Source organism: Pedobacter sp. KLB.chiD (assembly GCF_047040275.1).
Lineage (GTDB): Bacteria > Bacteroidota > Bacteroidia > Sphingobacteriales > Sphingobacteriaceae > Pedobacter.
Map to the genome: position 1 here is coordinate 5,114,775 of NZ_CP178207.1, position 23,176 is coordinate 5,137,950.

Genomic DNA, 23,176 nt, shown 5'->3' on the forward strand with positions numbered 1-23,176 from the left:
TTTCCAGCTTTCTAATATCTTTTCAATTGCTGATATTGTAAGGAACGGTTTATCAGGATAATGAAATTTTACCCGATTATTATCGGATTTTCTCCAAAAATAAATCAAAACCTCGCTGTAGGCTGTATTTAGTCCTATTATTATATAAAATGATTTGACAGTATTACTCCTTGTAACTATGCAAAGCATTTATTTGTAAATTAGCTATGAATTTAGCTAACGGTCATAGGATCTTTCTCATTTGATTAGGTTTTCTAACCAAGCTTCTATCGGATTTAGTGTTGGAACAGAATAATTTGATACTTTTTTGCTGTCTGAATGATAGCAGTAGGTGCCAAAATACTCAACAGGGATTTCATATATTGATCGATTACTAAATTTAAAATTATCTAAATTACTATCATGACGCTCATCAAAGATAAAGAGATTACAAAAGCGAAGCTTATTGAAGCCGTAGGAGAAATCATTAAGGAATCAGGCTATACTGGGTTAGGTGTTAATAAAATTGCCAAACGTGCAGAGGTAGACAAGTGTTTGATTTATCGATATTTTTCGGGGTTTGAAGGTTTAATAGAAGCCTATGTCCTACAAAGGGATTACTGGCTTAGGACAAACAATAATGCTGAAACGTTCGTACAGCGTCCTGACGAGGGATTAAAGGAATTCGTATCCCGCCTCCTAGTTGAACAGTTTGACTACTTTAATAACAGTGAGGAAATGCAGGAATTAATATATTGGGAGATTAGCGAAAGAAATGAGTTGTTAAACAGCATATCCAGAACTAGAGAGATTAAAGCCGGTAGTCTTCTTGCCCGTATTGATGATGAAGTTTCGGATAATACGATCGATTTTAGGTCTCTTAGCGCTCTTCTGGTTGCAGGCATATACTATTTAAATCTTCATCGACGTGTCAATGATAGCTCGTTTTGCGAATTGGATATAAATGATCCTGAAGATAGGCAAAAGCTTCGCAAGACAATTACCCAGTTAATTTATCATGCTCTTGAATAGATTTAAGGTGATTTTTATTTAAGATGAATCTTATATTAAACTATAATCACTTTTAATGATTTACGTTAACGTCAAACTGTCTTCAAAGTTTTTATAGCTATGTCTCAAAATAGTGCGGTACTATTGCTTTCCATTATATCCAGCATAAATCATTAGCTTGTCTCTATTGGCTTTAATACTAGTTGTTTAGCAGCTTTGTTATTTCTTAACTAGGATATCTCTCTTATATCCGATTAGCAGCTATGCTCTTGGTTTGTTAATAAAAGTGTCTATTAAAACATTCTTTAATGGAGTGATTGTTAGGTTTAAACTTGTCTATATTCGTTTTCATAACTACTAACAATAATTTTTTTATAGTAAATTTTATTAGTAATTATTTTTTTAAAAAAAACTACAATGTCACCACTTCGAAGAATTTTTAAATCTAAATTAGATTCAAATGCATTGTTAATAGCAGTTAAAATTTTAAAAAGTAGAAAAATCTAACCATTAGTAGCCATATCTATATGAAGCAATATTCAAATGCCTTTTTAGTTGTACACCAATTTTTAAAATCGTTAAAGGTTAAACATAGTAAAGTTGGACTTTCCCAAACACTGGTAGGGCATCCCGACTTTCCAAGTATGATGGCTATTAGTGATTGTCTAACAGAATGGCGGGTTGCAAATGAAGCCAATGTAATACCAAAAGAAAATTACAAAGACTTGGAAGTGCCTTTTATAGCTCATTTTGCTGAAAATGGAGGAAATATCATTCTAATAAACTCGACAACTAATGGAAGCATAGGTTATTTTGATGGGAGGCGTCAAAATTCGAGTATGTCAGAAAATGAATTTCTGAAGAAGTGGAATGGTATAGTTTTACGGGCAGAAGCTGATGAGGATAGCGGAGAGGCAGAATACAACCAAAATAGATGGAAAGATCTGTTTCAGATATTGAAGATTCCCATGCTTTTTACTATTTTATTGGTAGGAATAGGTATCAGGATTTATGCTTTGTTTCCAATTTTAACTTTGCCTTATTACACTCAGTTGGTCATTAACATATTGGGTGTGGTTATTACCAGTTTGTTATTGGTATCGAGCGTTGATAATAATAATTACCTTGTACAAAACCTTTGCAGTTTGGGTAGTAAGAATGGCTGTAATGCTATTTTAAAAACAGATGCCTCGAAGCTAACCAATTGGCTTAGCTGGAGCGAAATTGGTTTCATTTATTTCACCGGTGGTTTGCTTTCTTTGCTAATAACCCCTTCTTCCTTGTTTCTTATAGCCGGTTTTAACCTATTGGCAATGCCTTATACTGTTTATTCTATAACTTATCAATATAGGCATAAAAACTGGTGTGCGTTGTGCTGTATGGTGCAAGGTCTTTTAATACTGGGTTGCATAAATGTGCTGGTTTTTAAACTTTGGTTTTTTAGTTTTAATAACGTTCCAATATCTGCTTTTTACCTTGTTCCTTTTTCATTCCTGTTACCAATAACAATATGGTATATACTTAAACCATTCTTTGAGCAAGCTGTGCAATTTCAACCGTTGAAGCAACAGCTAAATAAGTTTAAGTACAATAGCGACCTGTTTGACAAGGTTCTGAAAAACCAGCCCTGCTACGCCGTAAGTAATGAACTCATGCCGATAGTTTTAGGAAACCCCCAGGCTGATACTGTAATTACTATGGTAAGTAACCCTTTCTGCGCACCATGTGCAAAGGCCCACCGGACTATTGATGAGTGGTTGAAATATAGAGAAGATATACAGTTGAAAATTATTTTTACTACAGCAGACCATGAGGATGATGACCGTACAAAGGTGTCGAGACATATCAGCGCACTCACCACGCTAAATAATGCGCAACTTGTAGAAGATGCATTGAACGATTGGTACATGCAAAAAACAAAACAATATAACGACTGGGCCGTAAAATACCCTGTCAACTTTGATACAGCTGTAAATGGTATTACCGAAAAGCAGAAACAATGGTGTGAAATGGCTGAAATTTCATTTACCCCTACCATTTTAGTGAATGGTTACAAACTCCCTGAACCCTATACACTGGAAGATATCAAGTATTTGATTACTTAAAGCTATTTGAGATGTGAAACCTCAAAAGTGATAAAAATTTTTTGTACAAAAAAGGGGCAACCGGTTCGAAACGTATTGCCCCAAAACGAGTACCAGCGTTACTGGTATCGCCTAAGTTGTTCTTGCGTGAAAGGACAACAAAACCATAAACAACAAAGTTAATATTAAAACAATGAAAAAACTTAGTTTAAAACCAACGGCATTTGCCAAAGGAGAAGTGCTAACCAAAGCACAAATGAAAAAAGTTGTAGGCGGATCATGCGGTGTCAAAATTAATGGAAATTGGTACTCGGTTTCAGGAGGCAGAAGTGAAGCGGAAGGTAGCTTGGGAAGATCAGGTACCTGGAATAATGGCCAAGTGAGCGGCACGGTAACCAACTGGTGCTGCGATAGTTGCTATTGGAACTAAATTACCTAAAAAGTAGCGGATCCGATCCGCTACTTTAAAGAAAATAATGTTAAATGAAAAAATTGATGATGATACTTAGCTTGGCTTTGTCTTATTTACTGGGATGTAGCAACGATACATCTATTAGGAATGATGTTAAGGATACTGAAAAATTAAAACAGGTAGTGATCGTGGTTTTTAAAAACCCGTTAATGAAAAAGCCAAAGAAGGGAGAGTTCTATACTCAAAATAAAATTAGCTATTATGATGATGATATGATGCTAAAAGAAAATGATCTAGGCAATAGATCAGGAAATGATACCATCTTACTTGCTTCGAAAAGGCAATTTATAGCGGTGGATCTGTTTAGCAGTTACGTGAATTACAATTATCATTTTAGGAATGGCGATACAATTTTTATCAATTTTAGAAAAAACATACCGCTCGCCACCGATACGAAAAATCTCCCTCATTATGATTTGAATTACTCTTTGGAGTACAAAAAAAGATATTTAAAACCTTTGATAAGTAGTGGAATGCTTACAATGAGTAAGGACATCTTAAGCTCAGAAAGCAAATTCAGTTTTATCAAATCTGATTATGTTAATCAAAAAAAATTTATTGATTCGCTTGAGCAAAACAATAAATTATCGCCAGTTATTGCTTCATTTTTCCGAAACCAGAACAATTTTGAGTTTTACAGCCATGGAATTTTAGATGATTCTTATTCAAAATATTTTAACGCTTTTCCAGAAAAATCCGATTCTATAAATATCCTGAATGACAAGCGCTATTTCTATAATGGATATTTTCACAATTTTTTAATATGGAAATACTTATGGAGCTCTAAGTCGGGGATTAACAGAATACAGCGTGGTTCAAGAATTTCTCCAGACTATAAGCAAGTTTATCAGCTATCAAGAAAGTTGTTCCCAGATACCTCTCTCCGATATGCTATGTTGCGTTACAGCCTGCAAATGGTACAAGAACAGGAGCCTAAAGATGTATTTAAATTATATAAACAAAAATTTAAAGAAGACGTGCCGGAAAGTTTTTATCAGAATTATCTGGCAGATAATCCAATGGTAGAAATAAGTACAAAATCAGGATCATCTTTGTTGATAAGCAAAATGTCGTCAAAAAAAATTGAATTTAGTGAACTCATCAAATCTTTACCTGGCCAAGTTCTATATGTAGATCTATGGGCAAGCTGGTGTGTACCCTGCCGTGCCTCTATGCCAGCATCACGACTATTGAAAAAGACTTTTTCTAATAAAAAAATTAAATTTATCTATCTGTCTATAGACGAAAAATTAAGTAGTTGGGAAAAAGCATCAATTGAAGAAGGGTTAAATTCTGATGCATATAATTTTCTACTCATTAATCCAAAAGAATCCAGTATTCTAAAGCAAATAAATCTTAAGACTATTCCGCGTTATCTACTATTCGATAAGACAGGAAAGCTGGTGTATGAAAATGCACCAAACCCAGGAAGTTCGGAATTAATTGGAATAATAAACAAATATCTCTAGTAAAACAAGTTGTTTATAAACAATAGGCAGTAATATGAAAAAAATGCATCCACTTTACATTATTAATTTAACCGAAAGGACGGAACGTCTAGCTCATATATTAAACGAATTCAAAGGGCGAAGTGAATTTGCATTGAAAATACAGAAAGCTAAGCGACATAAGAATGGTGCATTAGGGTTGTGGCAGAATTTTGTTAAGATAGTTTCTAAAGCTCAAAAAGCAAATCTTGAATACGTAATTATCTGCGAAGATGACCACCAATTCACAAAAAATTATTCTTCACAAAAATTGGATGAATCTATCTCAAAAGCAAAAGCGCAAAATGCAGATATTTTATTGGGTGGTGTAAGTTGGTTTAATTCAGCTATGCAACTATCACAAAATATATTCTGGGTTGATAACTTCTCTGGAACTCAATTTACCATTATTTATCAAAAATTCTATTCTTCTTTTTTAGAAATGAAATTTAAAAAAGGAGATTCTATTGATTACAGTATATGTGACCTAACGGATAATGTGATGATGATTTACCCACTTATTTCAACCCAAAAAGAATTTGGATATTCAGACGTTACAGTTATTAATAATTTTGCAGGGCAAGTTACTTATGCGTTTAAAAATGTATCTCGAACGCTACGTCAACTAATTAGGGTATATAAGCACTACAAGCCATTACTAAATCTTTCTAGTGATATGATTGAACATATGGAGAATATAGTTATACCAACCTATGTTATCAATTTGGCAAAACGCGTTGAACGTTTGGAAAGCATAAAAAATCAATTTTCAGGGAAACCGGAGTTCGATTTAAATATCATTGAAGCATGTGAGCATGAAATTGGTGCTGTCGGGTTGTGGGAAAGTATTATTAAGGTTATCAGAATAGCTATTCAAAACGAAGATGATGTCATAATCATTTGCGAAGACGATCATGAGTTTACCGAATTTTATTCAAAAGAGTATTTATTTAGTAATATTTTAGAAGCCCATGAACAAGGGATAGATTATCTATCGGGTGGAACAGCTGGGTTTGACAGTGCGATTCCTTTATCTGTAAATAGATTTTGGCTTCACCCATCTTCAGCTTCACAATTTTTAGTGGTATACAGCAAATTTTTCGATCGGATATTGAATGAAGCTTATGATAACAATGTGATAGCAGATATAAAATTAGCAAGCCTAACAAGTAACAAAATGGTCATATATCCATTTATTTCCAGGCAAAAAGACTTCGGTTATTCAGATATTACGTGGCAGCATAATGAGAATCCTGGGCTTGTTCAAACTATGTTCAAAAGAACTGAAGCCCGACTGGAAAAAATTCAACGAGCATATATCAAGTATACAAGTTAATCAATTAAATTATGCGAATCGCCTATCTAATCTTAGCTCATCAAAATATCAAACAACTTGCGACCTTAATTGACCTGCTCAGCTATAAAACGCCAAATTACTGTTTCGTTCACTTGGATGGACGTTTACATAAATCAACCACCATAAAAGAATTAAAAAAGCTAACGATAAGTAGCAACTGGCATATTTGCAAAAAAAGCATAGTAATTAACTGGGGAGGTTTCACAATGGTCGAGGCTACCTTAAATTTAATTTTGGAGGCGCTAAATGATACTGTAAGGTTTGATTATCTTTCTCTTCATAGCGGAATGGATTTGCCTATTAAAAGTTCACAAGCGATAGCATCCTACTTGGAAAATGGAAAAAACCTGCAATACTTGGATTATTTTAAACTCCCTAACAAACGTTGGGGAGGTGATGGTGGATTGGAAAGAGTAAACTATTATTGGTTAGCCGAGTGTTTAGATAGCCATGAAGATGCCTACAGTCTAGTAAGGGCGCAAAAAAAAATTGGGATGATTCGAGCTCTTCCTGCAGGAATCAAAGAAGTCTATGGTGGTTCCCAATGGTGGACACTGACTGCTGAATGTATGGAATATATTATTCACTACCTTAATAATACCCCTGGAATTATTCATTTCTTCAAGTATAGTCACATACCTGATGAAAGCTTTTTTCAAACTATATTGCTTAATTCAACTTACAAAGAAAAAATAATTAATGATAATCTTCGGTTGATTGATTGGACTACAAATCCTGGAATACCTAAAGTATTTGACCAAATGGATAAAAGAAGGTTAAATCAATCGAGAAAAATCTTTGCTCGCAAATTCGACGAAAATATAGACAAGGAAATCATTTTATATTTCAAAAATAAATTATTGAAATAAGATATCTAATCATTGAGGAGATATTTCAATAACCTACATCAAACTGTTAGCTAAGATACAATCATCAATAAAATTGAAAACCTTTACACATTATAAACAGCCCGACCAGATGGACTGCGGCCCTACCTGTCTACGCATGGTCGCAAAGTTCCATCGGAAAAATTTTACGCTACAGCGATTAAGAGATATCAGCGGAATAAATCGGGAAGGAGTTTCTATGTTAGGAATTAGTGAGGCTGCCGAAAAAATTGGTTTTCGCACCTATGGAAGTAAGTTAACGCTAGAACAACTAAGAGAAACCGAGTTGCCGGCAATCCTACACTGGAGACAGAATCACTTCGTAGTCTTGTATAAAATTAAACGCCATCATTTTTATATTGCAGATCCGGCAAAAGGACTAATTGAATATTCCGAGAATGAATTTCGAAGGTTTTGGTTTGGTACAAAAAATGAAGAAGAGGGTCAAGGACTAGCACTTATCCTTTCTCCTACTCCCAATTTCTACGACCTGGAGGGCGACAGGGATGAAGGCTTAAATTTTAGTTTTTTATGGCGTTATCTTTATAGATACAAACAGCTGATTGGTCAGTTATTTATGGGACTTGGTGTGGGTACGATATTACAGCTTATTGTTCCATTTCTAACTCAGTCGATAGTTGATATCGGCATTAATACCCGGAACCTAAATTTTATATATATCATCCTTATTGCTCAAACTATGCTTTTTGTGGGAAGATTAAGCGTAGATTTTATCCGCTCATGGATCTTATTGCACGTAAGCACTCGCATTAATATTTCGATACTAACTGATTTTTTAATCAAATTGATGAAATTACCCATGAGCTTTTTCGATACCAAGATGACAGGTGATATCATGCAAAGAATGAATGATCAACATCGAATTGAAGCTTTCTTAACAAGTTCAACTTTGAGTACGATTTTTTCAATGTTCAACCTAGCAATATTTACAATATTGCTAGCATATTATAACATAAGTGTATTCGTCATATTTATCATTAGCAGCATCCTTTATGCCCTTTGGGTGATGGCGTTTTTAAAAAGACGCAGAGATCTAGATTTCAAGCGGTTCGATATTTCATCCAAGAATCAAAGCAGTGTTGTTCAGCTTATTGGTGGCATGCAGGAAATAAAACTAAATAATTGTGAAAAACAAAAGCGTTGGGAATGGGAACGTTTACAGGCTGGCCTTTTTAAATTCAGTATAAAAAGTCTTTCTCTCGGTCAGATACAGCAGGCCGGGGCTTTCGCTATAAATGAAGGAAAGAATATTCTAATAACCTTTTTGGTTGCTAAATCGGTAATTGATGGAAATTTGACTTTGGGAGGTATGATGGCCGTTCAATATATCATTGGGCAAGTGAATAGTCCGATAGAACAACTTTTAGGTTTTATACAATCTTTTCAGGATGCAAAAATTAGTTTAGAAAGGTTGAACGAAATACATAAGTTGAATGATGAAGAACCAATGGAGCAATCCTTCTTAAACAAGCTTCCTAAAGACCAAAGCCTTAGCTTAAACAACATCAGTTTTACTTATCCTGGCGCAGGTAATGACCCTGTGTTAAAGGGAATAGATTTAAACATACCGCAAGGAAAAACTACGGCAATTGTGGGTATGAGTGGAAGCGGGAAAACAACCATTTTAAAGTTACTTCTTCGTTTCTATATTCCTCAAAAGGGCGATATTAAAGTTGGAACGGGTCAGTTAAATCAGATTGGCTTTGGTTTTTGGCGTAAACAGTGTGGAACGGTCATGCAGGATGGGTTTATATTTTCGGATACAATCGCAAAAAATATAGCCGTAGCAGACGAATATCCAGATGATCAAAAACTTCGTCATGCTATAAAGATCGCTAATATAGAAGATCTTATTGAGTCTTTACCATTGGGCATTAATACTATTATTGGTGCAGAAGGAAATGGCATCAGCGCGGGTCAAAGACAAAGAATACTTATTGCCCGTGCAGTTTATAAAGATCCAGCATATATCTTTTTTGACGAAGCTACCAATGCACTTGATGCTAATAACGAAAGTATTATTATGGATAACTTGAACGACTTTTTTGAAGGACGTACAGTAGTTGTTGTAGCACACAGGTTGAGTACGGTAAAAAATGCTCATAAAATAGTTGTTGTTGATAAAGGGATGATCATTGAACAGGGAACACACCTTGAGTTAATAAAAGCAAGGGGTATATATTATAACTTGGTTAAAAACCAGCTAGAGTTAGGGAACTAATCAATACTAATTAACTTATCAACATTTTTGAAAGTATAAACTGAATCTTCTATAACTAAATTAAATCCAATAATGCCACTGCCACCCAATGCATATAGCCATAGCGATGAGGTCAACGATATTATCACCGCTGTACCCTCATGGATTTTGAGACGTGGCATAGCTTTGATCTTTATCGTATTATTATCTATTATACTGCTGTCAGCGCTCATTCGTTATCCTGATGTGGTGAAAACAACTTTAAAAGTAAGTTCGCTCAATGCCCCGAAAGAGGTTATTTCTCATCAGGCGGGTAAATTAATCAAAATCCTGGTTAAGGACGATCAGATTGTTAAAAACCATGCTCCTCTTGCATTTATTGAAAGCACTGCTAGCCATGAAGACGTAATATTACTTGCTGAAAAACTGAATGCACTACGTAAAAAAGTAGGTTTAGGTCTGCCTATCAAAACACTTGATTTTACAACTAATGGACTTAATCTTGGTGAACTACAAGGAAGTTTCCAAGTGTTTTACCAGCAATATGTTGAGTTCGCAAGCACGCAGCATGGGGGTTTTTATCTTAACCAAAAAGAATATTTGCAAAAAGATCTTAAGGAAATAAAAAAGCTTCAGCAGCTTATCCTTCAACAAAAAAAAATACAAGAACAGGAGTTTGCAAATTTTGCTGAAGAATATGAGGCCTATAAAAAGCTAAAGAGTAAGAATGTTATATCTCAGAGTGAGTTTAAACAACAGGAAAATAAATATTTATCAGGGAAATATCCTCTGCAACAAACGGCAACTGCGTTGCTCAACAACAGTAGTGCATACTTAGCCAAACAAAAAGAGTTGGCTGCTTTGGAAAATACGATTAGAGAGCAACAGGGCAAATTTTTACAATCACTTAACACTATTGTCAATGAAACGCAAAGTTGGCTCATGAAGTATGTAGTAAGAGCAAATACGGCGGGACGGGTTAGCTACGTTGGAATTTTACAGGAAAACCAAAATGTAGCAATTAATCAGCCTCTTTTTATTGTTAATCCTGGAAACAATAGTTTTTTTGGGGAGGTCCAGATACCACAATACAATATGGGCAAGGTACACTCTGGACAAAAAGTACTGATTAAACTAAAAAGCTATCCTTTTGAAGAATTTGGGATGATCAAAGGGCGTGTGACTTATATTACCGACTTCGCGCTGAAAGATAGTGTATTTTTAGCAAAGATTGAGTTCGGTAAATTGGAACAAAAAGACAGTGAACATAAAATTAGGTTGAAGCCCGGGATGACAGCCGATGCTGAGATTCTTACAAGAGAAAGCTCATTGTTGCAAAGATTTGCAAGAAATATGGTAAAGATTTTTGACCAGGGTAGATAGTGTAAATGGAATTTGATAGGCCATTTTTAAGATAATTTTGTTTGAAGGATCTACAATGGGTAGCTTATTTAGATGGGAAATTTGAGATTATGTCATCTGAAGCCCAGGGAACCAGCATTAATATCGAAATGAATATCTGCTCTTAAATACCATCTTTCACTTACTGTGAGCATAAAATTCTAATTATCCTAATGAATTACGTATTTCTATAGTAATTTTCTCTTGTGTCATGCCATTATCCATACTCATTAGGCAATGGTAGTAAGAAGTAAGCCCTGCAGAATCCTTTGCTTGCTTCTTACTTAAAAACGATATACAAACTACCCCAGCTGTTCCGGCATGCCGTTCGGGTCCATCCATACATATTCCCAGTGGTGACCGTCAAGATCATCAAAACTGTGCTGGTACATAAAACCATAATCGGTAGCCGGATTAGGGATGGTGGCACCGGCGGCTACTGCTTTATCTACCATTTCGTTAACCGCCTCTTTAGTTTCCGCAGATATGGCAATAGAGGTTTCTATAGCTTTGTGGGCATCTGTGATTTCTTTTTCGGTAAAGGTTTGGAAAAAGCTTCTGGTGAGCAGCATCACGTAAATTGTATCGCTGATGATCATACAGGTTGCTTTTTCGTTGGTAAATTGCGCGTTAAAAGTATAGCCGAGTTTGGTGAAAAATGCTATTGATCGGTCAAGATCGTTCACAGCCAGGTTGACAAAAATTTGAGTTGCCATATTCTTTTCTTATTTAATTATCCAAAGATACCACCATGAGTTACGGATGTTCGTGTGTAAAAACGACAAGTTAAGGGGTTAAACACGACTGATCTGCATGATGCTAATCACTTGAACGATCCAAGAGGGTATGCGCTGCTCCAGACTTAAATGCATGGAGTGCTATAAAAGCTTCATGATTCTTTTTATCTTTAGTTCTGGTTTTTGATGGTAGCTGTTCATATTCCCGTGTAATTTTTAAACTTTTAAATCCAATTTATCGCTCATGAAACAAATATTGCCTGTTTTAACCCTCTTGCTTCCATTTTCTCTTTTCGCTCAAAACAAACTACCAGTGATAAGGGCAAATGCTGGTCAGGCAAAAATTTATGAAGGACATGATGCCATGTCACGCTGGTATATCAATCCCAAAGTGAAACCTGATGTTTTTACTACGGGTAAGTTTACAAAATCCAAAAAGGTAAAATTCAAAACAGATGTCGATTCGATCGTTTTTAACATCAGCCCCGGGCAAAAAAAGGAGTTTATTGTTTTATTAAACGGGAAAGATTCGTGCCTGACGCAAATCGCCGCCCCAGCGCTAAAAAACTTTAGTAAATTATCACCTGAAATTCACGACTCGATACCTTTTTTTGTGAACAGATACAATACGAATTTCCTGCCGATCGTTTTTAATGGTACGGATACGCTGTTAATGAACTTTGATTCAGGTGCAAATGATATTGATCTTACCAATGCTGCACTGACCACAAAAGTGAAATCGAAGCCAAAGCTTTACCATACCGATTATGATATCAAAATTGGAAACCATACTTACAAAAGCAAAATTTATGATATTGAATTGGCCGGAAATGAAACCGATGGTTTGTTAGGCTGGGATATCTTTGATGGTATGATTGTAGCTTTGGATTATGATCAAAATAAAATGATGGTGCATTCTACCCTGCCAAAAGAGATTTCAAAAGATAAACAGTACAAGCGGTTTAAGATTACCTATATAAAAAACAAGCCTTTTATAGAAAGCGAAATTTCGCAAAGCGGAACCAAAAATAAAAGCTTGTTTTTCTTTGATTTAGGTTACCAGCGCACCGCCATGCTTGATCGCGATCTGCTGCGAAAAATGAAGTTTCCAACCGAAAAGATGGAAGTGATCAAAAAGGTAATGATGCATGGGATAAAAGGGAATGAAGTGCCGGTAACCACAGTAAAACTCCAAAGTTTGAAGATTGGTAATTTTGAACTGAAGAATGTGCCGGCTCAGGTGATGGAACAGAGCAAACCCATGCCAGGTACCAACGTTCATTATCTTGGAACCGATATTCTGAAAAGATTCAATACGGTTTTCGATTTCCAAAACAATGTGATTTATTTAAAACCCAATCATCTTTACGATGTGGCTTATGCAGACCAAAAGAGTTAATCTCATTGGTTTTACTGTTAAAAACAATAAGGGAACTTGAAAAAAAACTTATGGGTATTTTATTAAATCAATATAAATGACATAAAGATTTAACAGGAATAAATCTCCCGATGGATCTTCATTGCTGCAGGTTTTTTCAGCCGAAAGCCAGTCCCGACTTTTGTAAGATGGATGCTAAACGTCAGATTCCGGATCAATTCATCTTACATTTTCCAATCTTTAAATTATGGATTTCAGACGATTCGCATCAGTTTACTCACATGGCTTTCATCCACAAGGCCAAATTCTGCAGCAATTTGTTTTAATCCGAATCTTCCGCTTTCGATCCGTAGTCGGATTAAATTTTTACGGTAATCATGGATATATCGGCGTAGGGTAATACCTGTATTTCTTTTAAAATAGGGGCCTATATAATCTGCTGAAAGCTCAAAATGTGCTGCCATGATACTTGCCTTTAAATTTTTCGGCTGATAAATGTTTTTGTGCAGGTAACAGAAGACGGTTTGAATGTCTTTTGAGCGTTGTGCATTACTTTTGATTTCAGGCATGTTCCGCTGTATGATTACGGAAAGCATTAAAATCTGCGACCAGATCAAAGCTTCATTTTGCAACATGTTGTTGTTAAGTGATAAGATGAGTGCAATAATATGTGCTACAATCAATTGATCATCAACAGTAAAATTAAAGCTTAGAAAATGCGTTTCCCGGCTTTTGATCAGGTATTCCAGGTATTGTAAGCCGGCTGAATTATTTTCTGCTTGATGGATGTATATATCAGTGAATTTGATGTAAATGAACAGTGTTTTTTTGTCAATTTCGAAACGATGATCATCTTCCGGGCCAATCAGGAATAGATTTCCTTCTCTGTAAGGAATAGGATTTTCATTGATGACATGCCGGCCAGATCCGCTTTTAATGTAAATCAGTTCGTAATGATTATGCCGATGCACGGGGTGGTGCCATTTGCCTGTTTCAAATGCTGAAATAACAATTGGCTGAAATTGGACATATCTTTTCATCATAGATTTATACAAATTTATCATACTATTTTACAAAAAAATATCTCTTGGTCATTTGGATCTTTACATCATTAAATGAGTAGATCAAAAAGATATGAATAAAAGTAAAACCGCATTGGTTGTAGGAGCAAGTGGAATAATTGGCAGCAATTTAATCAGCCATTTAGAGCATCTTGAGGATTGGGATATTATTGGGCTATCCCGTCGGGGTGGACACGATACGGGTAAAACCAGGTATATTGCTGTTGATTTGCGCAATGCAGCGGAAACTAAGGAAAAATTGAGCGCTCTAACCGGGGTAACACACATTTTTTATGCTGCATATCAGGATAAATCCACGTGGGCAGCGCTTGTAGCACCTAATTTAGAAATGCTTATAAACGTCGTTAATATTATTGAAAGTATTGCAGAAGACTTACAGCATATTAGTTTAATGCAGGGTTACAAGGTATACGGTGCACATTATGGTCCTTTTAAAACACCCGCAAAAGAAACCGATGGCGGGCATATGCCTCCGGAATTTAATGTAGCTCAGCAGCAGTTTCTGGAGGCTACGCAAAAGGGTAAAAAATGGAATTGGTCTGCCCTTCGTCCATCAGTGGTTGCAGGTACCGCATTGGGCAATCCAATGAATCTGATTTCCGTAATTGCGGTTTATGCATCTATATCTAAAGAACTGGGTTTGCCTTTGCGTTTTCCGGGTAAATCAGGTGCCTATGATAAGCTTTTAGATATCACAGATGCCAGGTTATTGGCTAAAGCTACGGTTTGGGCTGCCACAAACCCGATATGTGCCAATCAGGCTTTCAATATTACCAATGGAGATCTGATCCGCTGGAACGATATCTGGCCTAAAATTGCAGCTTATTTTAAAATGGATACTGCCCCGCCGCTTCAAATGCCTTTGCAAACCATTATGGCCGACAAATCGGTGATATGGTCGCAGTTGCAGGAAAAATATAATCTCGTTAAGTGCAGTTATGAAGAGGTGTCTTCATGGGCCTTTGGCGACTTTGTTTTTTCATGGGACTATGATTTCTTCTCAGATGGTTCCAAAGCCAGGCGAATGGGCTTTCATGAGTATATTGATACTGAGAAAATGCTTTTCGATCTGTTTGATGAACTTAAAAGCAAAAAGGTTATTCCAAACTAAATTAGTCAACATGGATAACTTTTAATTAAGAAACAGGTGTATTTTGGAGCCTTTTAAAAAAATATATCCTGATGCCAGGCATTAGAAGTGCGTTTATTTGTAGTTATTCGACAGACTGTTAGTTAAGCTATCGCTATTCTGCTTTTATAAAGAACTAATATCCCAATAAAGTAGGATATTTGCGGTTCCCAATAATTTAACTGATGAAGCCCTATCTGCAACTTTTCGATTTTTCAAAAAAAATAAATTACAGGACGGAAATCCTTGCTGGTTTAACGGTGGCCATGACCATGATTCCGGAATCACTGTCCTTTGCTATTCTTGCCGGTTTCCCTCCTTTAACCGGGTTGTATGCTGCTTTTATAATGGGTTTGGTTACTGCCGTTTTGGGTGGAAGACCAGGGCTGGTATCTGGTGGGGCCGGTGCAACGGTAATTGTACTCATTGCTTTGATGAAAAGCCAGGGCATAGAATATGTTTTTGCTGCGGTGGCTTTGGCCGGGCTAATTCAGATTATGGTTGGGTTATTCAAGCTTGGCAAATTTGTGAGGCTGGTTCCACAGCCTGTAATGTTCGGTTTTGTTAACGGTTTAGCAGTTATTATCTTCATGTCTCAATTAGCGCAGTTTAAAACGCCGGTTAACGGCAAGTTAGAATGGTTAAGCGGCATGCCTTTATATATCATGCTGACTTTGGTATTGCTCACGGTGGCCATAGTGATTATTCTACCCAGAATGACCAAAGCCATTCCATCCTCGCTCGTGGCTATTATTGTGGTTTTTCTTATAGTATTGGGTTTTGGGATTGATACTAAATTGGTTAAAGATATTGCTTCAGTAAATGGCGGTTTTCCACCTTTTCATATTCCGAAAGTGCCGCTAAATCTGGACATGCTTAAAATCATCTTTCCTTATTCGCTCATTATGGCAGGTGTGGGTTTAACGGAAGGCTTACTTACGTTGAACCTGGTTGATGAAATTACCGAAACTAAAGGCAATGGAGACCGGGAGAGTATTGCACAGGGAATTGCCAATATTACAAACGGATTTTTTACAGGTATGGGTGGCTGTCCGATGATTGCCCAAACGTTGGTTAACCTTTCAGCTGGTGCAAGGGCAAGACTATCGGGGATTATTGCGGCCTTAACTATAATGCTGATCATTTTGGTCGGTGCCCCGGTAATCGATCGTGTACCGATGGCTGCGCTGGTTGGTGTCATGATGATGGTAGCCATTGGCACTTTTGAATGGATGAGCTTTAAGGTCATCAATAGAATGCCCATGCAGGATATTATCATTGGTGTCCTGGTGGCTGTGATCACCATTTGGCTGCATAACCTGGCTTTGGCTGTGCTCATTGGTGTAATTATCTCGGCGCTTGTTTTTGCCTGGGAAAGCGCTAAACATATACGGGCCAATGAACATACCGATGCCAGTGGTATAAAAACTTACGAGATATACGGACCATTATTTTTTGGATCGGTTACTCATTTTAATGAGCTCTTTGATTTAAGCCATGACCCGCAACAGGTTATCATTGATTTTAAGCACAGTCGTGTTTTTGATATGTCGGGCATTGATGCCCTGAATAAACTAACTGAGCGCTACCGGGCTGTTGACAAAAAACTTCAGTTAAAGCATTTAAGTAGCGACTGCAGGCGCTTGTTGAAAAATGCTGATCAGATTATTACAGTAAATATTATAGAAGATCCTACCTACCGGGTGGCAACCGAAAAATAAATTGTATAGATTTTCTTTTAGGCGTAGCTCCTTTTTCGGTTATATTAATTTCTTAAGCGCAATATAACCAGGGCTATACTAATATTCAAGCTATAGAGAAGCAATTAACGTTATCGCTTTTCTCAGATTTCCGGTTTTTTAATAAAACGTTTAAGTATTTCAAGTAAAAAGTAACAGAAAAATGTTCTGTATATTGTGTCTTCAGAAAAAAAAAGCCTTACATCCTGTTTTTTAAGATGTTACTTTTGCAAGATATGCTGATAATATTTATTTTTTTACCTGTCTGTTTGACAATTATTTTGATAGAATTAAATATTATTGTGGTGTTTTATAAAAATTTCATAAAAATGACAATTTGCTATTAAAACGTTTTAGCAAATTATATATTTGAATTAACCAAATACTAAATTTTATGAGAATCCCTTACTATTACTACCCAAGTACCTGTTCTTTTTATTTAAGACATGTCTTGCCGTTTCCGAAAAAATAAGTTTTAGCAATCATTTTTTTACCAATTAAAAGATCCATTAACTATGCGATACTTATGGGCGTGCCTTGCTTTTTTTGCAGCATTTACGTTAAACGTTTTACCGAATTATGCTACGGGCAAAAAAAATCATAAAGGCTTTGTAATTAACGATTTGATCTTTCAGGATACAACTAAAATAAAGATCGTATCGCCTAAAGACTCCTTAAGAAAGGATAGTCTTGAACAGATCAGGAAAAAAACACTTTACAACAAATTGTCTGGAGGTGTACAAAAAGATACCAGGGATTTGGCACTTTTCCCTGCAATATCATTGCAACAGAATTTAAAGGGCAATTATGCCGGCCTTTATGTTCAGGAACCGTCTGGCGAACCTGGTTCCATACAGAACATGTTCATAAGAGGAGCTGCAATGCCATTATTATCCAAAAAAGATCTGTACGATGCCCAGCCTTTGGTGGTACTCGATGGAATCCCTTTGGTACGTGAGCATCCTTTTGCCTTCGATATACAACAATTCGATTTTAATAGAATTGGTCCGGCAACCAATTTACTGACTGGTATCGATATGAATAATATTGCATCAGTAGAAGTGCTTAAAGATTTAGGTTCAACCTCTGTTTACGGGCCAAGAGGGGTTAATGGGGTAATTGTTTTAACCTCAAAAACAGCCGTTGGTAAATACCGCGCCATATCTTTCAATTCCTATATCGGCATGGTGCAAAAGCCATTTGTAAATACCATCAATGGTAAATATGAGAATGATTTCAGGCAGCGCTTTTATGATGTATATACCACAAACGGCAGGTATTCTGACGATGAAGAGTATCCGGTATATTTAAGCGATTCACTAAACAATGTGTATAGTGGAAAATCAGACTGGACCGATTTATATTATAAAAATGCGCTGGTATATGGCATTAATTTCTCACTTGCCGGTGGTACGGATCGGGCGAACTTTAGATTTGCATTAGGTAATACCAAAAGCGAAGGAGTAGCCGACCAAACGGGGATAGACCGTTATAGCGCTACTTTTAACATTAACATGAAGCCAACCAAATGGTTATTGTTTTCTACGATGATCAATGCGAACCGCTTAAACCGCGATAGAAATAAAACCTTACGCGACCGCTTTGCACAGCTTAATTATTTCCCTGATTTAAGTGCGCCTCTCCCGCCAAATAAAGATTTCTATGGTTCATATCTGGAACAGTACAAGAAAGGTTTCGATGATAATAAAACCAACTCTATTCAAGGTTATGCCAAATTAGAAGGGATTTTCGGCCAGTTTAAAGTGATCTCCTCTTTTAACGCCGATTACAGTGAGGGTTACAGGGATGTTTTCTATGCCCGAACGCTTTTACAGGGAAACAGTTATGCATCCAATTATTATGGCTTTAGCCAAAGGTTAATGATGGATAATAAGGTCACCTATGACTTAAACCTGAATAAAATCCATGATTTTCATTTTGCTTTAGGGCAAACCATGCAATGGGATATTTATAAATACAGCAATGCCTATGCTTATAAAGGTGTTAACGATTATATAAAAATCAACCTGCTTGATTCTAAACCTAAAAACGATGATGGTTCGGACAATGGAGGCTATTTAACTCCGGTTGCCTTTCCAAGAGAGTTAACCTATCGTTTTTTAGATAAAACTGAAGATAACTTATTGTCTTTCTATGGAAAAGCTGATTATTCATTTAGCGATAAATACTTCTTATCAGCCATATTGCGTTTGGATGGCTCCTCAAACGCACAACCCACAAGCAGGTGGTTTTATTCGCCAACGATCTCTGCCGCCTGGAATCTCAAAAACGAATTTTTGAAAGGTAACAGCTTAGTTGATGATTTGATATTACGGGCAAGTGTGGGCAGAATGGGGCGTACCTTCAGTTACGATAATTATACACAGGGGCCGCAGTACACCGCTTCAGTAGGCTATACGGGTAACCTAACGGTGCCGGGATATAATGCATTTGGGGTATTAACCCGCCCTTACCAGTTTGGCTGGGTAGGTTATGGTGTGCCCTGGTCATACTCAGATCAACTTAATATTGGTGCTGATGTGGCGATGTTAAAAAACCGTTTACATGTTTCGGTTGACCTTTACAGCAAAACCGATAAAAACCAATTGATCGGTATCCCGGCTTATGCAGAATATGGTTATAAACAAGCCATAGAAAGTGGCATGTCTGTAAATAACATGGGTATCGATTTTACCGTAAGTGCGCAGGTCATCGCAAAAAGTAAATTTTCATGGAATTCGGCATTAAACTTTAATCACAATGCCAATGAGTTAAAAGCACTGCCAAGAGGATTAGATCAGTTGGTAGTGGGTAACCGTTTTTTAAAAGTTGGACAGCCGGTAGATCAATATTGGTTATTGGAAAATAATGGCATTTATACGGCAGATGCCGATGTGCCAGCCGTTAACGGACAAAAATTAAAATACAAGGGAATTGTTTTAAAGGCAGGTGATCCACGCTGGAAAGACCAAAATGGAGATAACACCATTGATGATAACGATAAAGTATTGAAAGGTCACTCCTTACCAACTCTTTCAGGTGGTTTCGATAACAACTTCAGATATGGCAGTTGGAGTTTGGGTACCAGCTTCTACTTTAACCTGGGCAGAAAGCTAATTAATCAGGAGATGGCTAACCGTTTTGATTTTGTTAACCGCGAAGGCAATACTGATATCAGCTCTGTTAAAGAAATTACCTTCTGGGAGAAACGGGGAGATTACTCGAAATATCCACTTTACAACCCTTGGAGTACGGTAATCCCATACCGTGCAGATCAGGATCTCTTCCTGGAGAATGCTTCATTCTTAAAATTAAGACAGGTTTCATTGGGCTACGAACTGGGTAATTTGCTGAGTAGGAAGAACATCAAAATCAACAGGTTCTTCGTGTACGGTGCAGTAAGCAATATTTTCACCATCACGCCTTATACCGGCCAGGATCCCGAACTGGTGAGCTTCGACGGTATTGATACCGGTTATGGTCAACCCATTCCGCGAACATATACTCTGGGTGTTAAAATGGAGCTATAAGATGAAAACAAGAACGAACAAAACATCAAGTAAGATGAAAAATATATTTTACACACTACTGGTTTCTGTAATGGCCTTTTCGGGCTGTAATAAAGCTTTAGAAACCGATTCTACCAGGGTTGTAGGCGAAAAAAATGCCTGGAATACGGTAGAGGATGCCCGATCCGGAATTTTGGGGGTGTATGCTTTAACGCGTGCTGCATTATCAGATAACAACGGTCACTGGATTTATGGCGATGTAAGAACCGGAGAGTTTTTAAGTCCGAAGAGACAGGATTTAAAGGCCGTAATCAGTAATAATTTAAATGCCGCCTATCCTGTAATGGAGGCTTTGTCTGATTGGACGAGGTTTTATGCCATTGTTAACGGTGCCAATGTTTTTCTTGAAAATATTGCCCATGTAAGAGAAACTGATAAACGTTATACAAGCAATAACATGACGGTGGATATTGCGCAGGCCAGGTTTTTAAGGGCTTTTGCTTATTTCTACATGGTGAGAATATGGGGCGATGTTCCATTCATCACCTCATCAGACGAAGGCAAATTTACCAATAAAGCCCGCGAAAGCCAGGCCAGGATTTTAGCCTGGGCCGAGCAGGAGATACTAAAGGCAGCTGCCGATCTGCCCTTTATCTACAGCGGTGGTGATGTGCAACAGCCAACCGATTATTACAATGAAGGTTCGGGAAGATGGGGCGGTGCTTTGGCTACAAAAGTTACGGCGTACGCGGTTTTAGCTCATTTGGCAGCCTGGAATGGCGATTATACCAATGTTTCCAAATATGCCAAATTTGTTGAAGATAACTACGGCAGAAGCGCCGGCGGTTTTACCGGAAGTGCCGATTTATCGAACTCTAATGGATTTTTCTACAATAAAAATACCAGGCAGATGTTTGGCTTCAACTCTGATTATGGTCATGTGGATGGTTCATCAACCGGGCATATTGAAGAGTTGACTTTGGCTGAGCCGGTGATGACCAAGTCGGTTCCTGATATCTACCTTCCAAAAGATTCGATCCTGAAATATTTCAATCTTCCAAAAGATCAAAGGTTCGCGGTCGATACTTTAGGCCAGGCCAGATACGATGGACGATATTTTACCAACCTCAATGGTAAGTATCCTATTTTCAGCAAAATCAAAGTAATCCAGGGTGGGGGAACAGATCCAAACTTCAGGTATTTTACCAGTGCCTTGGTTTTTACCCGCCTGGAAGATATTATTCTGCTGCGTGCTGAGGCACTATCCGTATTGGGCGATCAAAACGGTGCAATAAATGAGTTGACAATTGTTCAGGCAAGAAGGTTTGAAGAGGGTACCACCTTCTCTTTTAATCTGGCTCAAGACGATATTATCAAACTAATCTTTGAGGAGCGCCACCGCGAGTTGCTGGGTGAAGGTTCCCGGTGGTATGATCTGATCCGATACAACAAAATCAAACAGAACGATGCCAGATTTATGAATCTCATTAATTCCGGCGGAATTTACTGGCCAATATCCAGAAAAATCCTTTCTCAAAACAGTTTATTAACCCAAAATGCTTACTGGCGCTAATGATTACGGATATGAAAAATTCAATAAAATATATAGGCGCATTGGCCATCTTATCGTTGCTAACGCTAATCAACCAGGCCTGCAAAAAGAATGGAGGATTTTATGATGCACCAGATCAGAATGTAACTTTTTCTGGTAATACTTACGATTACCTGAAAAGCAAGCCCGGCGTTTTCGATTCGCTTATTGTCGCTATTGACAGGATGGGTTTGAAAAAAACATTAACTGATAGCAATGTTACCTTATTTGCAGTCAGTAATCCAAGCTTTCAATTGGCGCTGAGGAATTTAAATACATTAAGGAAACTATCGGATAAAGATCCACTTTTTTTGGCCAATATCGATGCCGTGCAGTTAGATACCATGACCTCATATTACATTATAAGAGGCAAAAAAACAACTGATTCGTTAAAACTTCAGGATGGTTTAGACCTAAACAGCGTACGCATCGGTTATCCTATGCATGCGAGTGTAACCAAAATATCGGCTTCCGGCCAGGTTGGTGCCGGACCGGAGATCATTAATTTCGATAATACCAAAAAAAGCAAATTCGTTCGCAACTGGGCAACCAGTACCACATCATCCAATAACATTAGAACCAAAAATGGTATTGTACATGTGATCAGTGCCGATCACGTATTTGGCTTTAATGAATTTGTTACCCGGTTAACTTTTGTACCACCACCACCAAACCTTTATCTGGAGATAGGCGGTATATTTTCGTCCAACCGCGAAAATGGCGGAGGTATAACCAGTGGAGAAAATTCAAGAAAAGTAATTGATGGTGATGACCATACTAAATTCCTGGCCGATTTACAGGGCGAATTATGGATGAGGTTTGAACTTAAAACACCTGCTGTATCGTCTGTATATACCCTAACGTCTGCCAATGATGCCAACGAGAGAGATCCGAAAGCCTGGACTTACGAGGGCTCAATGGACGGCTCGAATTGGGTTGAACTGGATAGAAGGTCTAACTTCTTTTTTGAAGAAAGATATCAGCAAAAGGTATTCAGGTGTGCCAATACGGTTGCTTACAAGTTTTATCGTATTGTGATTACCGAACTCAGAAACAGCGGCACATTCCAGCTGGCTGAATTTACCATAAACAAAACGAAATAAGTGATGGGA

At 37.2% G+C, this 23,176-nt stretch carries 16 protein-coding genes; 14 read left to right on the top strand and 2 right to left on the bottom strand.

Going from position 1 to position 23,176, the window contains the following annotated elements; genetic code table 11:
* Window positions 1-402 precede the first annotated feature (402 nt).
* The 8 genes from ACK1I8_RS21230 to ACK1I8_RS21265 all read left to right on the top strand — a co-directional run bounded on the left by ACK1I8_RS21230 (window position 403) and on the right by ACK1I8_RS21265 (window position 10,881).
* Window positions 403-1,011, top strand: coding sequence for a TetR/AcrR family transcriptional regulator (locus ACK1I8_RS21230; protein ID WP_412467247.1), 609 nt, complete (start codon window positions 403-405; stop codon window positions 1,009-1,011).
* Between the two features lie 506 nt (window positions 1,012-1,517).
* Complete coding sequence (locus ACK1I8_RS21235) at window positions 1,518-3,095, top strand: thioredoxin domain-containing protein (RefSeq protein WP_412467248.1); 1,578 nt, start codon at window positions 1,518-1,520, stop codon at window positions 3,093-3,095.
* Window positions 3,096-3,267: 172 nt separating this feature from the next.
* Entirely contained in the window at window positions 3,268-3,504 is a 237-nt protein-coding gene (locus ACK1I8_RS21240) for a hypothetical protein (RefSeq protein ID WP_412467249.1), read from the top strand.
* A 53-nt stretch (window positions 3,505-3,557) separates the two neighbouring features.
* On the top strand, window positions 3,558-5,015 hold the full coding sequence (locus ACK1I8_RS21245) for a TlpA family protein disulfide reductase (protein ID WP_412467250.1): 1,458 nt from the start codon (window positions 3,558-3,560) through the stop codon (window positions 5,013-5,015).
* 34 nt (window positions 5,016-5,049) lie between these two features.
* Window positions 5,050-6,369: a hypothetical protein gene (locus ACK1I8_RS21250; RefSeq protein ID WP_412467251.1), complete on the top strand. Its 1,320-nt coding sequence runs from the start codon at window positions 5,050-5,052 to the stop codon at window positions 6,367-6,369.
* An 11-nt stretch (window positions 6,370-6,380) separates the two neighbouring features.
* On the top strand, window positions 6,381-7,259 hold the full coding sequence (locus ACK1I8_RS21255) for a beta-1,6-N-acetylglucosaminyltransferase (protein ID WP_412467252.1): 879 nt from the start codon (window positions 6,381-6,383) through the stop codon (window positions 7,257-7,259).
* Between the two features lie 73 nt (window positions 7,260-7,332).
* Complete coding sequence (locus ACK1I8_RS21260; protein WP_412467253.1) at window positions 7,333-9,519, top strand: peptidase domain-containing ABC transporter; 2,187 nt, start codon at window positions 7,333-7,335, stop codon at window positions 9,517-9,519.
* 72 nt (window positions 9,520-9,591) lie between these two features.
* Entirely contained in the window at window positions 9,592-10,881 is a 1,290-nt protein-coding gene (locus tag ACK1I8_RS21265) for an HlyD family secretion protein (protein WP_293788733.1), read from the top strand.
* 320 nt (window positions 10,882-11,201) lie between these two features.
* Here the strand turns inward: ACK1I8_RS21265 and ACK1I8_RS21270 are convergent, their stop codons facing one another.
* The gene (locus ACK1I8_RS21270) at window positions 11,202-11,615 is read right to left on the bottom strand and encodes a VOC family protein (protein ID WP_412467254.1); all 414 of its coding nucleotides are present in this window, start codon (window positions 11,613-11,615) and stop codon (window positions 11,202-11,204) included.
* A 265-nt stretch (window positions 11,616-11,880) separates the two neighbouring features.
* Here ACK1I8_RS21270 and ACK1I8_RS21275 point away from each other — a divergent pair, with 265 nt between their 5' ends.
* Complete coding sequence (locus ACK1I8_RS21275) at window positions 11,881-13,035, top strand: aspartyl protease family protein (protein ID WP_412467255.1); 1,155 nt, start codon at window positions 11,881-11,883, stop codon at window positions 13,033-13,035.
* A 233-nt stretch (window positions 13,036-13,268) separates the two neighbouring features.
* Here ACK1I8_RS21275 and ACK1I8_RS21280 read toward each other — a convergent pair whose 3' ends face one another.
* A complete protein-coding gene (locus ACK1I8_RS21280) occupies window positions 13,269-14,057 on the bottom strand; it encodes an AraC family ligand binding domain-containing protein (RefSeq protein ID WP_412467256.1) in 789 nt (262 codons plus the stop codon).
* 91 nt (window positions 14,058-14,148) lie between these two features.
* Between ACK1I8_RS21280 and ACK1I8_RS21285 the strand changes: the two genes are divergently transcribed.
* The 5 genes from ACK1I8_RS21285 to ACK1I8_RS21305 all read left to right on the top strand — a co-directional run bounded on the left by ACK1I8_RS21285 (window position 14,149) and on the right by ACK1I8_RS21305 (window position 23,167).
* Window positions 14,149-15,207, top strand: coding sequence for an SDR family oxidoreductase (locus tag ACK1I8_RS21285; protein WP_412467257.1), 1,059 nt, complete (start codon window positions 14,149-14,151; stop codon window positions 15,205-15,207).
* A 203-nt stretch (window positions 15,208-15,410) separates the two neighbouring features.
* On the top strand, window positions 15,411-16,946 hold the full coding sequence (locus ACK1I8_RS21290) for a SulP family inorganic anion transporter (RefSeq protein WP_412467258.1): 1,536 nt from the start codon (window positions 15,411-15,413) through the stop codon (window positions 16,944-16,946).
* 533 nt (window positions 16,947-17,479) lie between these two features.
* Window positions 17,480-20,494, top strand: coding sequence for a SusC/RagA family TonB-linked outer membrane protein (locus ACK1I8_RS21295; protein ID WP_412467259.1), 3,015 nt, complete (start codon window positions 17,480-17,482; stop codon window positions 20,492-20,494).
* 34 nt (window positions 20,495-20,528) lie between these two features.
* On the top strand, window positions 20,529-22,046 hold the full coding sequence (locus ACK1I8_RS21300; protein ID WP_412467260.1) for a RagB/SusD family nutrient uptake outer membrane protein: 1,518 nt from the start codon (window positions 20,529-20,531) through the stop codon (window positions 22,044-22,046).
* An 11-nt stretch (window positions 22,047-22,057) separates the two neighbouring features.
* Window positions 22,058-23,167 (top strand): discoidin domain-containing protein, encoded by a 1,110-nt coding sequence (locus ACK1I8_RS21305; protein WP_412467261.1) that lies wholly within the window; start codon window positions 22,058-22,060, stop codon window positions 23,165-23,167.
* Window positions 23,168-23,176 lie beyond the last annotated feature (9 nt).